This window comes from Robertkochia aurantiaca (assembly GCF_020166495.1).
GTDB lineage: Bacteria > Bacteroidota > Bacteroidia > Flavobacteriales > Flavobacteriaceae > Robertkochia > Robertkochia aurantiaca.
Genome location: NZ_JAINZS010000004.1, coordinates 125,210 through 139,290 on the forward strand (window position 1 = coordinate 125,210; position 14,081 = coordinate 139,290).

At 47.5% G+C, this 14,081-nt stretch carries 12 protein-coding genes and 1 tRNA gene; 2 read left to right on the forward strand and 11 right to left on the reverse strand.

The features are described from left to right. The first annotated feature begins 113 nt into the window (after nucleotides 1-113). Nucleotides 114-1,448: an aminotransferase class V-fold PLP-dependent enzyme gene (locus tag K7R10_RS06315; protein ID WP_224483840.1), complete on the forward strand. Its 1,335-nt coding sequence runs from the start codon at nucleotides 114-116 to the stop codon at nucleotides 1,446-1,448. 715 nt (nucleotides 1,449-2,163) lie between these two features. Here the strand turns inward: K7R10_RS06315 and K7R10_RS06320 are convergent. The 8 genes from K7R10_RS06320 to K7R10_RS06355 form a co-directional block, all read right to left on the reverse strand. Further along, a tRNA-Val gene (locus K7R10_RS06320) sits at nucleotides 2,164-2,241 on the reverse strand. Between the two features lie 82 nt (nucleotides 2,242-2,323). Continuing rightward, nucleotides 2,324-3,532, reverse strand: a complete 1,209-nt coding sequence (locus K7R10_RS06325) for a bifunctional folylpolyglutamate synthase/dihydrofolate synthase (RefSeq protein ID WP_224483841.1) — start codon at nucleotides 3,530-3,532, stop codon at nucleotides 2,324-2,326. Nucleotides 3,533-3,537: 5 nt separating this feature from the next. Next, nucleotides 3,538-4,458 carry an energy transducer TonB family protein gene (locus tag K7R10_RS06330; protein ID WP_224483842.1) on the reverse strand — a complete coding sequence of 307 codons (921 nt, stop codon included), beginning with the start codon at nucleotides 4,456-4,458 and terminating at the stop codon, nucleotides 3,538-3,540. 3 nt (nucleotides 4,459-4,461) lie between these two features. Further along, nucleotides 4,462-4,848 (reverse strand): ExbD/TolR family protein, encoded by a 387-nt coding sequence (locus tag K7R10_RS06335; protein WP_224483843.1) that lies wholly within the window; start codon nucleotides 4,846-4,848, stop codon nucleotides 4,462-4,464. 1 nt (nucleotide 4,849) lies between these two features. Then, nucleotides 4,850-5,539: a MotA/TolQ/ExbB proton channel family protein gene (locus tag K7R10_RS06340; RefSeq protein WP_224483844.1), complete on the reverse strand. Its 690-nt coding sequence runs from the start codon at nucleotides 5,537-5,539 to the stop codon at nucleotides 4,850-4,852. A 46-nt stretch (nucleotides 5,540-5,585) separates the two neighbouring features. Continuing rightward, nucleotides 5,586-6,959, reverse strand: a complete 1,374-nt coding sequence (gene nhaD, locus K7R10_RS06345) for a sodium:proton antiporter NhaD (protein WP_224483845.1) — start codon at nucleotides 6,957-6,959, stop codon at nucleotides 5,586-5,588. A gap of 22 nt (nucleotides 6,960-6,981) precedes the next feature. Then, nucleotides 6,982-8,208 (reverse strand): Glu/Leu/Phe/Val dehydrogenase dimerization domain-containing protein, encoded by a 1,227-nt coding sequence (locus K7R10_RS06350; protein ID WP_224483846.1) that lies wholly within the window; start codon nucleotides 8,206-8,208, stop codon nucleotides 6,982-6,984. Nucleotides 8,209-8,448: 240 nt separating this feature from the next. Further along, nucleotides 8,449-9,513, reverse strand: a complete 1,065-nt coding sequence (locus K7R10_RS06355) for an anhydro-N-acetylmuramic acid kinase (RefSeq protein WP_224483847.1) — start codon at nucleotides 9,511-9,513, stop codon at nucleotides 8,449-8,451. Nucleotides 9,514-9,596: 83 nt separating this feature from the next. Here K7R10_RS06355 and K7R10_RS06360 point away from each other — a divergent pair, with 83 nt between their 5' ends. Further along, complete coding sequence (locus K7R10_RS06360; protein ID WP_224483848.1) at nucleotides 9,597-10,739, forward strand: acyl-CoA dehydrogenase; 1,143 nt, start codon at nucleotides 9,597-9,599, stop codon at nucleotides 10,737-10,739. Nucleotides 10,740-10,782: 43 nt separating this feature from the next. Here K7R10_RS06360 and K7R10_RS06365 read toward each other — a convergent pair whose 3' ends face one another. From K7R10_RS06365 to K7R10_RS06375, 3 genes are read right to left on the reverse strand one after another with little or no spacing between them, the layout of a single operon-like run. Continuing rightward, on the reverse strand, nucleotides 10,783-11,649 hold the full coding sequence (locus tag K7R10_RS06365) for a sugar phosphate nucleotidyltransferase (RefSeq protein WP_224483849.1): 867 nt from the start codon (nucleotides 11,647-11,649) through the stop codon (nucleotides 10,783-10,785). Continuing rightward, entirely contained in the window at nucleotides 11,636-12,715 is a 1,080-nt protein-coding gene (locus K7R10_RS06370) for a mevalonate kinase family protein (RefSeq protein WP_224483850.1), read from the reverse strand. The genes K7R10_RS06365 and K7R10_RS06370 overlap by 14 nt, the downstream gene beginning before the upstream one ends. A 4-nt stretch (nucleotides 12,716-12,719) precedes the next feature. Further along, nucleotides 12,720-14,081: a Gfo/Idh/MocA family protein gene (locus tag K7R10_RS06375; protein WP_224483851.1), complete on the reverse strand. Its 1,362-nt coding sequence runs from the start codon at nucleotides 14,079-14,081 to the stop codon at nucleotides 12,720-12,722.

Here is a 14,081-nt window from a genome sequence, read left to right on the forward strand (position 1 = left end):
ATCACCTCATCACCTCATAACTTGCCCGAAAGGATCATAGATTCTTTTTAAAATATTGATATTCAATTATTTACTACCTTTATCAGATCAGCAACCGCTTAACCACAAAAACGATGGACCGACGAAAATTTATCAACGCCTCAGGATTAACCCTGGGAGCAGCAACAATTCTTCCTTCCCTCCTGACGGGAAAAGAAACAGCCTACGCTAAGAATCCTGGCAACCCTTCACAGCTCTCTGAATCCGCTACCTGGTCCTGGGTACGGGAGCAATTTGAGCTGGATCACAGCCAAATTCAGATGGCCCAGATGTTACTGGCCTCACATCCGAAGCCGGTAAACGACGCCATAGAGAAGCATCGAAAGGCTTATAATCGGAGTCCGGCCATGTACTGGGAAGAACATTTTATGACCGCAGAAAAGGTAGTGACTAAGGCTGCAGGAGCCTATATGAATGTTGATCCGGAAGAGATCGCGTTGACCGATAGCACCACCATGGGAACCTCCCTTCTTTTTAACGGGATGAAGCTAAAGCCCGGAGACGAGGTCATACAGACCACACACGACCATTATGTCACCGATAAATCGGTGGAATTCGCTTGCGAAAAAAGCGGAGCCAGCTTTAAGCGTGTCGAGGAATATACCGATCCCCGCACGGTATCAGCCGAAGAGGTGACAGAAAAGCTCAGGTCAGCCATAACAGATAATACCAGGGTGGTTATGGTTACCTGGGTTCACAGCTGTACAGGAGTCAAGCTGCCTATAAGAGATATCGCTGAGATGATCGCTGAAGTGAATCAAACCCGCAGCCCGGATGATCGTATCTATTTTGCAGTTGACGGGGTACATGGATTTGGAAACCAGGATGAGGATATCAGTTCACTGGGTTGTGACTTCTTTTCTGCCGGAACCCATAAATGGATCTTCGGCCCGAGAGGTACCGGGATACTCTACGGAAAAAAATCTGCCTGGGATTTTGTACGACCCACCATTCCCGCATTCTCGCAATATGCCTACGAAACATGGTTGGGATTTGACAGTACGGCAGAACCCACCTTTAATGAGATCATGAGTCCGGGTGGTTTCCACGCCTTTGATCATCGATGGGCACTGAATACCGCCTTTGACTTTCAAATGGAACTGGGCCGCGACAGGGTGCATCAAAGAACGACAGAACTGAGCAGCCGTTTAAAAGACGGACTGAAGGAGATCAGCAAAGCAGATTTAATCACCCCAACAGATCCCGAACTTTCTGCAGGGATTAATTGTTTCACCATCAAAGGTATGTCGCCTTCAGAACTCGTTAAAAAATTGCATGAACACCAGGTCATCGCCAGTGAATCTCCCTACCGGGTAAGTTATACCCGACTAACCCCCTGCGTGATTAATACCGAGGAAGAGGTAGATATCTCTATCGAGAAGATAGCAGAAATTGCCCGTAAGGTCTGAGGCGGCTGTACATTTCAAAATACCTGCATTAATTCAAAGCATCACGAGAAGAAAAGCTACAGTCGAAAACGACTCAAGGATCCCTCTGATTGCTATCGCAGTCCCTCGGGATGACTCGTATTTTAATATAAATACTGTTCCCCGGCAAATGAGTGGATTATCTCCCCTTCCTGCGTCAGGGTCGGTGATCCAAAGAGGGGGGGGCCATTCCAAAATCCCTGTGTTAATCCAAAACTTTGCCTGAAAAAGGGCTGCAGTCGAAAACGACGGAAAGATCCCTCTGGCTGCTATCGCAGCACCTCGAGATGACTCGTGTTTTAATATAAGTACCGTTACCGTGAAAATAGGCGGATTACCTCCCCTCCCTGTGTCAGGGTCGGTGATCCAAAGAGGGGGTGGTCCATTCCAAAATCCCTGAATTAATCCAAAGCATCACCTGAAGAAGGGCTGCAGTCGAAAACGACTGAAAGATCCCTCTGGCTGCTATCGCAGCACCTCGGGATGACTCGTTTTTTAATAAAAATACTGTTCCCCGGCAAATGAGCGGATTACCACCCCTTCCTGCGTCAGGGTCGGTGATCCATGGAGGGTCCATTCCAAAATCCCGGCGCAGGATGCGCCGTGGTTTTTTTATGCCCTTACGCTTCGCTCAAGCAAGCTTGGCTCGCTAAAGGGCATAAAAAAAATCCCGACAGTTTCCTGTCGGGATTTTGGGTGGTGGGCGATACTGGATTCGAACCAGTGACCCCCTGCTTGTAAGGCAGGTGCTCTGAACCAACTGAGCTAATCGCCCTTTGTGCTGTAGGCTTGTTGCCTGATTGCGGATGCAAATATAGAACAGTTTTTTAATCCCGCAAAAGAAAAATAAAAAATTATCAAACTATTTCAGCGACCGTAAATGTACTGCCTCCAACATAGATCAGATCGTTTGTAGCCGCTTGCTTACGCGCCGATTCGAGAGCTTCTGAAACAGAAGCAAATACCTCGCCCTTCAAACCATAATCATGGGCTTTTTCCTGTAAAATTTGAGCTTCCAAGCCTCGGGGCACATCGGGTTTACAGAAATAAAAAAATGCATCTTCAGGGAGTAGCGGTAAAATTTTCGAGAGATCTTTTTCCTTCACCACCCCAAAAACCATATGTAATTTCCTGAAAGATTCCCGTGACAGCTGCTCCATCACCAAAGCCAGACCCTCTGCATTATGTGCGGTATCGCATATGATACGCGGATGATCATCCAGCTGTTGCCAGCGTCCTAATAACCCCGTATTTCTGACAACATTCAATAACCCTCTCTCGATAGCGTCCTCCCCTACCTCAATACCCGGTAAAGCCCTCACTGCAGCCACCGCTCCCGGAATATTAAGATCCTGGTATCCGCCTTTCAGATCTGAGACATAACGCATCTCCTTTTCCCAGGCTCTAATTACCGGAGCTTCCATTTCCGCGGCTATTTTCAAAAATACCGGAAAAGTTTCATCCTGGTATTCGCTGATCACCACCGGCACCTTTGGCTTAATAATACCCCCTTTTTCAGCAGCGATCTTTTCAAGAGTATCACCTAATATCTCCGCATGATCAAAGCCGATATTCGTGATCACAGACACTTCAGGCGTAATCACATTGGTAGAATCCAGCCTGCCTCCCAAGCCGACCTCAATAACGGCTATATCGGTCTCTTCCCTGGCAAAATAATCGAAGGCCATCCCCACGGTCATCTCGAAGAATGAACAGGAATGCTCCCTGAAGAAAGCCTGGTGATTTTCTACGAAAGACACAACGTCCTCTTCAGGAATCAGCTCTCCATTGATTTTTATACGTTCTCTGAAATCGCGTAAATGCGGAGAAGTGTAAAGACCGACCCTGAGCCCGCTTTCCTGCAGTATGGAAGCGATCATATGGGAGACCGATCCTTTCCCGTTGGTTCCTGCAACATGAATAGTGGGGAATTTATGATGCGGGTAGCCAAGGTGTTTTACCAGGGCTTGTGTATTTTCAAGTTTGGGTTTTAAAGCAGTGGCACCCTGTCTCTGATACATAGGCAGCTGCGTAAACAGCCACTGCAAGGTTTCCTCGTATGTCATAATTGTTATTCCCCTAATTTGAAGTTGACAACAACAAATCCGATCTGACGCTGGGGCGCATTCTGATCGGCATTCCACCTGTATGACCGGGCTGTTTTTAAAGCGGCATCGAGCAGACATTGAGCGGTGTTGGTGGAGCCCTTTACTCCCGGGGTAGCCCTTATTACACGGCCTGAACGGTCAACCTCGATCTTTACGACCACCCGGCCTGACTCATTACAATCCTGCACGTACTTATCTCCTGACACCAAACTTCTGCCATTAAGCCCATAACCGACCCCTCCGGAACCGCTTCCTGAAGCACCAAAATAGGAATTAGCATAAGGATCGCCGTCCAATTGCCCCTTATCTCCCGGAAGATCATCATCACCCTCGTTGCCGGATGCAGTGCCATCTGAATTGTTGAGGCCTCCCATCAATTCATCCAACTGACGTTTCTTGGCTTCCTGCTCCTTTCTGATGCGTTCTTCTTCGGCTTTTCGTTCCCGTTCCAGGCGGGCGGCCTCTTCCTGCCGTTCACGCTCCAGACGTTCAGCTTCTGCCTTCTTTCTTTCTGCCTCAGCCAACTGTCGCTTGCGCTCCTCTTCGGCCTTTTTGATCTTTACCGTTTCCTCCTCTTCACTGGTGAGCACCTTTTCCCCTTCAGGTTCGGCAGGAGCCGCTTCAGGCTCGCTTTTAGCCGGTTCCGGCTCCGGTTGCTGCTCCTCCTTCTTAGGTTCGGGTTGCTTTTCAGCCTTTATCTTTTCTTTGGGCTGTATTCTCCCGCTGCCCGTATCCATGGAACCGAAATTAACGGTGATCCCGTTCTCTATGGGCGGATCGAGATATGATAGCCCGACATAGAACATCAATAATATCAGCGCACTCAGCAGTAAAGTTGTGAGTGTAAATGATTTTCGCTTATGTCGGGTATCGAATAAAGACATATGTTATTTGGGCCTTACGGCCAGTATCACCTTATAATTATTCTGGTTTGCGATATCCATCACATTGACGGCATTATCGATGGGCACGCTTTTTTCGGCTCTCAGAATAATGGTAGGTTCATCGACATTCTTGAGTCGTCGCTTGAGTTCGGTTTCCAAAAACTCCTGTTTCACCTTTACGTTGTCGACAAAAATGTCCAGGTTGCTGTTAATACTTACCGCAACATTCTGGGTATTGGTCGATTTGCCTTTTGCCTTGGGGAGCAGCAGGTCCAGAGCATTGGGGGCGTTAGAGGTCAGCATGAAGAAGACCAGTAACAGAAAAACTATATCGGTCATCGAGCTCATGCTGAACTCAGGAGATACTTTATTTCGTCCTTTTAGTTTCATCTTATACCGGTTCGTTTAACAGGTCAAGGAATTCCACAGCATTTGACTCCATGGTGTGTACCACCTTTTCAGTACGAACCACCAGGTGGTTATATCCGATATAAGCGATAATACCCACTACCAGCCCTGCTACGGTGGTAGTCATAGCTGTGTAAATCCCGCTGGCCAACTGCCCCATTTCTGCCTGTCCGCCGCTGGTCGCCATCTGATGAAAGGCGATGATCATCCCGATCACCGTTCCGAGGAAGCCGATCATGGGTGCAGCACCGGCTACGGTAGCCAGGATACTTACATTTTTTTCCAGCTTATACACCTCAAGAGTACCGGCGTTCTCAATTGCCTTATTGATATCTTCAAGAGGCTTTCCTATTCGGGAAATACCTTTTTCGGTGAGTCTGGCAACAGGCGAGTCGGTCTGTGCACAGAGAATACGGGCTGAATCCAGCTTACCGTTGGAAACGTGATCCCGAATCTGATTCATGAAATTCTTATCGATCTTCGAGGCAGCCTTAATGGCAAAAATACGCTCAAAGTAGATATAGAGGGCCACAAACAGCAATACAAACAGTATTGCGATAATTATGATGCTTCCGGTACCCCCGTTAGCGATAAGATCGATGACCGAGAGGGTCTTTTCCTCAGAAAGTGCTTCTTCAGCTATTTCCTGAGAAGCTTCTTGAAATAATAACATAAGTCTTCAGATAGGTTAATCATATAACGATCCAATTGATCGAAAATTATGCGTTCAAAATAAAATTACGGATCAGCACGAAAACCGCAGCTCCCGATAAAAAGCCGATCAGGGCATACAATCCGATCTTCTTCAGATACCAGAAAAAGTCGATCTTTTCCATTCCCATGGCCACTACCCCGGCGGCAGAACCAATGATAAGCATACTACCACCCGTACCGGCCGAATAAGCGATAAAGTGCCAAACAGGGTCATCAATCGGAACAGAGAACATTCCCATACTGGCGGCAACCAACGGTACGTTATCAATGATGGCAGAACCAGCTCCCAAGATCAGGACCACCAGGTCAGATACTTTCCCTCCGGCAGCCTCTGTTCCCAGGTATGGCATAGTGGCATCCAGATATTCAGCAAAATTGAAAAGCATTCCCAGTGATTCCAGGGCAGCAACAGCCATCAAAATTCCCAGGAAGAAAAGTATGCTCGGCATCTCTATACGGGAAAGCGAATGGTGTACCGGACTGTGATGCCCTTCGTGATTATCTTCTTCAGGATCCTGCCCCGGTAACTCTGTAAGGGTGAATTTCGAACTGCTGTAGATCTCGGCAAAGGTAGCTACAACAGCCAGTGACAACATCATTCCCACATAGGGAGGCAAGTGTGTTATAGTCTTAAAGACCGGTACGAATACGATCATTCCAAGACCCAGGTATAGCATGGTTGAACCATGTCTGCTGTCAGGTACTCCGTCGCCAAAATCTCCTTCAATATTACCTTTAAAAACTTCGAGTCTCGATGCGATCAGGGTAGGTACGGCCATACAGAATACAGACGGCACCAGTACGTGTTCGATCAGTTGCAGGGTAGAAACCTTGTTTCCGATCCAGAGCATGGTAGTGGTTACATCACCGATCGGAGACCAGGCCCCACCGGCATTGGCAGCGATCACGATCATACCTGCAAACCAAAGTCGCAGGTTTCGATCCTGAATCACCTTCTGTAATATCGTGATCAGCACGATGGTCGCTGTAAGGTTATCTATGATAGCAGACAGAATGAAGCCCAGTATACAGAAGATCCATAACAGACTGCGTTTGCGTTTGGTAGTGATATATCCTTTTATGGTCGCAAATCCATCGAAATAGTCTATGATCTCAACGATGGTCATGGCGCCCAGCAGGAAGACGAGAATTTCAGCTGTCTTACCCAAATGGTGCAGCAATATTTCTTCTACATGAGAGGGCTCGAGCTCCTTCAGCTCTGCATTAACCTCGAAAACAGGCATATGCGCCAGAGCGATTACAGCCCATAATAAAGCCATCATACCGATGGCGGGAATAAGCTTATCTATTTTGAGATTATGTTCAAGGGTTATGGCCAGATAGCCTACTACAAAGAGAATAACAATTATTGTTTCCATATATGCTAGTTAGAGTATTTGTCTAAATTAATTGTTTTAGTGCTATTTCAAAAGCTGTGCTACTGATATTTGTTTTTGAGGCATTATGCCCATGGGTATTTGTGAGCGCTTTTCGTATTGTCTCAGAGGTATCTTCGAAGATCGCTTCATCGGTCATCTCCACCCTTCTTTCCATAAAGTAGGCAAAAACACGAGCCATACCGCAATTTGAAATAAAATCAGGAATCAGACTGACCTGCTTATCGGTATGTTCCATGATCTCTCCAAAGAAGATCTCCTTATCTGCAAATGGCACATTGGCACCACATGAAACCACTTCCAGGCGGTTGTCGATCAGTGAATCGATCTGCTTCCTCGTTATCAGCCTGGAGGCAGCACAAGGTGCAAAGATCTCAGCAGGTAATTCCCATACGCGCCTGTTCATCTCCTCAAACGGAATCAGATTGGCGGCGGCAAGGGTATTACCTTTTTTATTCAGGAAGAAATCGGTGATCTCCTCAAAGGTAAAGCCTTCTTCCTTGATCACGCCACCGGCAATATCGATGATACCGATCACATTGGCTCCCATCTGTGCCAGGTAATACGCGGCAGCAGAACCTACGTTACCAAATCCCTGAACAATTGCTTTCTTACCCTTGATATCACCTCCGTAAATATCATAATAGTGCTTTACCGCCACAGCAACGCCGTAACCGGTAATCATATCTGCCACGGTATATTTTCTCCTGATATCAGGAGAGTAGTCTTTGCTTTCTATCACTTTGATCACTCCCTGACGCAACTGTCCGATACGGTTGATCTTGTCAGCTTCCGAAGGTTTAAAGTGACCATTAAAAACACCTTCCTGAGGATGCCATACCCCACAGTCTTCGGTAATGGGTATGACTTCGTGGATCTCATCTACATTAAGATCTCCTCCGGTACCGTAATAACTTTTCAGCAAGGGAGAAACAGCCTTATACCATCTTTCCAGCACGCCTTTCTTCCGGGGATCCCTGGGGTTAAAATTAATACCCGACTTGGCGCCTCCGATTGCAGGACCAGAGACGGTAAATTTCACCTCCATGGTCTTGGCGAGCGATAACACTTCATTCATATCAAGCCCTTCCCTCATGCGGGTTCCACCTCCGGCAGCTCCCCCACGAAGCGAATTAATCACCGTCCACCCTTCAGCTTCTGTTTCGGGGTCATTCCAGTGGAAGACGATCTCAGGCGCTTTATCTTCATATTGTTTAAGCAGTTCCTTCATGGTCATTTTTAAAATTTCACAAATATAAAAAACTTAGGCTGCCTTCCTAAAAGCTACTTCCGGAGGCAACTAACATTTAACCTTACAGCCAAAGAAATCAGGATTTACCAATGATAGAAAACAGGCCGGCTTTAAACAAGATATCGCCACCTTTGATTTCCAACAAGGCCATTTAGTACATCATCTCTCTTCTGAATGTTGCGTGCTGTGCTGCCCTGAACCTGATAAACCTATCCTGTCTTAAGACCTATCAGGAAGATAGATCATCCCGCTGCTGTGATCCTTTTCCGCCCCCGTAACCGAGCTCAGGCAATTGACCTCATTTCTTAATCGAAGCACTCCCAGTAAGGCGAATATCAGGGCTTCCTTGTATTCCACCAGTAGCGGCTCGGGAACGACCAGAGAATTTTCACTGTAATAATGCATGCGTTTCAGCAGGTAACTGTTATAGGCACCCCCGCCGGTAACAAGCGTTTTTCCCTGTTGCAGCAGGTTCTTACCAATTTGTTTGGCGATATGTTCAACATAGGTACGTAGAATAACCTCTTCCGGCAGGTCAAACCCATCGATGAGCGGAAACACCTTTTCCTCTACCCATTCAATTCCCAATGATTTGGGATACGACATCGAATAGAACTCCAGATTATCAAGCGCTCCCATCAGTTCTTTATCAACGCTTCCCCTGGCTGCGAATTTCCCTCCCTCATCGTATGGTTTTCCGAGCCTGAGGGCATAATGATTCATCACGGTATTGACAGCGCAGATATCCCAGGCGATTCGCGTACCCTTGTCAACGGTAGAAATATTGGCAAAACCGCCCAGATTCAGACAGTTGTCGTAGTCAGCAAAAAGCATCTCATCACCAATCGGAACTAATGGAGCTCCTTGTCCGCCAAGCGCCACATCCTGCACCCTGAAATCACACACTACCGGCACCGACAGATTTGAAGCAAGCTCCGGTCTGTTCCCTATTTGCAGGGTGACCCCTTTTTCGGGTTTATGCAATATGGTATGCCCATGGGAGCATACAGCGTCGGGCGTTTTTTGGGTGCCTTTTAAAAAACCGGCGATCACAGCCGTAAGATAATCGGTATAGTCCCGGTCGAGCTCTTCCAGTTGTTGTTCGTTGAAATTGACAGCGGCCCGCAGCTTGTTCTCCCAATCTGCAGGATATGGTACGGTCGTGGCACGATGAATCTCAAAGTCCCAACCTCCGTTGTGGTAGAGACTGATCTCAGCCAGATCGATCCCATCCAGCGAGGTTCCCGACATCACGCCGATAACGTTGTAGTATGATTTTTCCATATGGGTAAAAATAACCAAGTTCCATTGAAAAAATTGCAATTTAAAGCTATCTTTGAGCCCCTTTTAAAAAAAATTGACAAGAAATGGATTTTAAACTTTCCGAAGAACATTTAATGATTCAACAGGCAGCCAGGGATTTTGCACAGACTGAATTACTCCCCGGTGTGATAGAAAGAGATGAAAAACAAGAGTTTCCCGCTGAACAGGTTAAAAAAATGGGAGAGCTCGGTTTTATGGGAATGATGGTATCTCCGGAGTACGGAGGGAGCGGCATGGACACCGTTTCTTACGTTCTGGTCATGGAAGAATTGTCAAAAATAGATGCCTCGGCTTCGGTGATCGTTTCGGTTAACAATTCACTGGTTTGCTGGGGTCTCGAAACCTTCGGAACAGAAGAACAAAAACAAAAATACCTGCCTCGCCTGGCTTCAGGAGAGATCATCGGAGCCTTCTGCCTCTCAGAGCCGGAAGCCGGAAGTGATGCAACAAGCCAGAAAACAACCGCTATCGATAAAGGTGATCACTACCTATTGAACGGCACCAAGAACTGGATCACCAACGGAGGTTCAGCCGACGTTTACCTGGTGATCGCACAGACCTATCCTGAAAAAGGACATAAAGGAATCAACGCCCTTATCGTTGAAAAAGGTATGGACGGATTTGAGATCGGACCGAAAGAACAAAAAATGGGAATTCGCGGAAGCGACACCCACTCGCTGATGTTCACCGATGTAAAAGTACCCAAGGAAAACCGCATAGGGGAAGACGGTTTCGGGTTTAAATTCGCTATGAAAACCCTTTCAGGAGGAAGAATTGGTATTGCTGCTCAGGCCCTTGGTATCGCCTCGGGGGCTTATGAAATGTCTAAAAAATACTCTAAGGAGCGTAAGGCCTTCGGGAAAGAAATCTACAAACACCAGGCCATCGCATTTAAACTGGCCGATATGCATACCAAGATAGAAGCCGCCAGACACCTGGTCATGAAAGCCGCCTGGGATAAAGACAACGGAGGCAATTACGATCTGTCAAGTGCCATGGCGAAACTCTATGCTTCTGAAGTTGCCATGGAAACCGCAGTGGAAGCCGTACAGGTTCACGGAGGAAATGGTTACGTAAAAGAATACCATGTGGAGCGACTCATGCGTGACGCCAAGATCACACAGATATATGAGGGTACCTCAGAAATTCAAAAGATTGTAATCTCACGCAGCATTCTGCAAGACTAATCGGCTAAGACCGATATTTAGATAAAATTCTAAGCACGAACACCTAAAGGTCTTCGTGCTTTTTTTTGTTTAAATACGCCCGCATCTGCTCCAGGTCTTCTTTGGAAGTAAGGTCGGGTACGTGTTCTGAAACCGGGATACCATACACCGATCCGGGCTTCGCAGCCACAAGATTCAACAGGGCAGTCGGAATCTCCTTCTCATCACGCACGGGGTGTAGCGGACAAGCCTTAAGAAAAGGCCAAATCTGCTCCCCGCTGAAGCGGAAGATGTTCATACTTACCCGTAATACCCCTTCTGAATCACGATATCGATCCATAGAGTCCGGGTTCGGCTTCTCGATAATGTCAGTAAGAAATCCCAGCTCATCAAAACGCATAAGGGCAAATCGTGCAATACGCTGGTTATCGAACCTGAGAGCGGCCCTGTCATATGCGATCAATGCATTTTCATGGGTATCGTGCTTCAACGCCTTCAAAACCTCCACACTATAAAGGTTATCACTATTGCAAACAGTGAAGGTAGCACCTTGTAATTCCTGGTGTTGTTCCATACACTGCAACAGAGCATCGGCAGTACCCATGGACTTGGACCTCCCGGGGGGCACCACCTGTCTGGCAAAGCGAACCTCCGGTTGCTCTTTTCCTTGAAAGGATGCGGAATGCCCGTAAAGCTTTCTGAATGCAGCATCGTTCTCCCCGGTGACCAGGTAAATGGTCTTATACCCCGCCTCTATCGCATGCTGAATAATAAAATCAAGCAGGGGTTTTCCTGTACCTCCCAGGGGAATAAGCCCTTTGCTAAGCGTATTTGCTGCCTGTTCATCCTGCTCTGAAAGGTTCCGGGCCTGTGACTTTTTCATTCTGGAAGAAGCCCCTCCGGCCAAAATGATCAATTTATCGTGACTCATGAAATCCTGTGTTTGCTCCTGTGATCTTTGCCTCAAATACCTCCCTGGGGTTACAGGCATCGATGGCTCTGATCACCTTTTCCTTATTCTCCTCCGGCAACAGGGCCACCATGCAGCCGCCGCCACCTGATCCTACGATCTTGGCACCACAGGCTCCTGCTTTCATAGAAGCTTCGATCATATTATCTATTTCAGGCACAGACACCCCGACAAGATCGCGTAAGATAGTATGATGCTCGTACATTAATCTTCCCAAAGACACTATATCCGGTTCCTCCCCGCGAAGAATTTCGCGTGCCTGCCGGGTAATGGAATGGTTCCTTACCGCCGCTTCAAAAAGGGGTATTTCTTTCTTCTTTAAAAGCGACCTGTACTCACCGATCGCTTCGCTTTTCACCTTCTTAATATCAAATGAGGGATCGGCCTCGGCCACCCGATCGATGGCACTGGTAACCAGTTTTCTTTTCTCACCAAGCATGTTCAGGGTTTCTTTGGAAATACCTGAATCTCCGACCACCAATATTCCACCCGGATCATTCAACCGCTCATAACTCGCCCTCAGGGGGTCGATTGCCAGCACACCACCCAGACTGATCGCATATTGATCCATCAAGCCTCCCGGACTGTCGAACTCGAGCACCTCAGCTTCATAGGCCATCTTTGCGAGCAGATCGGTTGTAAAATTCGTTACGCCTTCTGAAGCTTCCGCCAGAAATCGAATCCATGCCACCATTACAGCTGACGAACTGGAAAGACCGGCATTTACCGGGATATTTCCCGAGAGCCTGATACGGTAGCCTTTGCGCAGATTCCAGCCATATCTCCTTGCAACGCGAAGACCGGCTATGAAATAACGAGCCTCTCCTTTCAGCTCCTCCTCATCTAACCGAAAACTCACTGATTTATTTATATCGGGCATGTCGATCTGTATGATATTCATATCAGCCGGAGTCGACTCTAATCTGATGTATCTGTTTATAGTTGCTGCTATGACGGGCAAGCCCAGGTAATCCTGGTGATCTCCATACAGGCATACACGTGCGGGAACTATTATTTCTGCAACCATAATATCAGTAAGTTTCCTTGATCCAGTTATAAGGCTCTCTGCGCATCCAGTCTCCCCGGGTAAAATCAGGAAATGCCTGCGGCTCGCCATTATTAGCAATAGAAATTTCACTCAATGGGGTAATGGCACTCCAGGCAGCAGCGTCATAGGCGTCAATAGGCGGTGCCACCCCGGCCCTTGCCGATTCAACAAAAGCATTCAGCACAAAAAAATCCATCCCCCCATGTCCTGCATCCCTTGCGTAATCACCATAACGCCTCCAGAGTGGATGATCATATTTCTCCAGCCAGGGTGTGGCCTCATCCCACTGATGAGGCTCAGATACTCCTTCTATATATATTCGGGATCCGTCAACCTCCCATAATCCATTCGCTCCCTGTACCCGGAATCCCAGCGAGTACGGCCGTGGTAAATTACAATCATGAGTCACGATGATGGTTTCCCCTCTGGCTGTTTCTAGGGTGGTAGTGATCACATCCCCTTGCTTAAATTTCACCGATGCGTTCGGGTGTTCAGGCCCGCCGGTCTGTACGACATAATTATGCAGCCCGATACCTTTAGAAGCATGAGAGCTCAGTGAAACAAACCGGTTACCTCTGTTGATATCACTCATTACAGCAATGGGCCCTATACCATGTGTAGGGTACACATCGGCATTACGCCTAACCGAATGCCAGGTACGCCAATGGGCTTCAGAAACCCCTTTCTCACCAAATTCTGCTCCTTTACCATAGGGGGTCTTTCCGTCATTGAACTTCACCCCTCTTAAATCATGCTGGTAGCCACACCTGAAATGCACCAACTCTCCAAAAACGCCCTCCCGCACCATTCGAAGTATGGCCATCACATCCCTGCGGTAATTAACATTTTCCAGCAACATCAGATGGGTACCTGTCTCCTCATGGGTATTGACAAGGTCCCAGCATTCTTCCAGGGTATTGGCGGCAGACACTTCGAGCCCGGTGTATTTACCCGCCTTCATGGAATCTTTCGCCATTTTGGTATGCCAGAGCCATGGGGTAGCGATAACTACTGCATCCAGGGTGTCCTGCTGCAATAAATTGCGGTAATCCCATTCATCTTTCCCGTAATAAGCAGGCTGTTTCAGGTTTCTCTCCCGGAAAATCTCACGACAGATCGAAATACGCTCCGGATCGATATCACAAATTGCTGTTATCTCTACATCATTCCGCAAAAGCAGGTTCTTAAGATGTGAGGTACCCCGCAACCCTGCACCGATCAAGCCTACCCGTAAAACAGCATCCTTACTGTTACCTGAAAAGGCGATCGAGGGAGCTAGGCCAATTGCGGCTCCGGCCAGGGAGCTTTGCTTAATGAATCTTCTTCTCTCATTCGTGTAATTCAT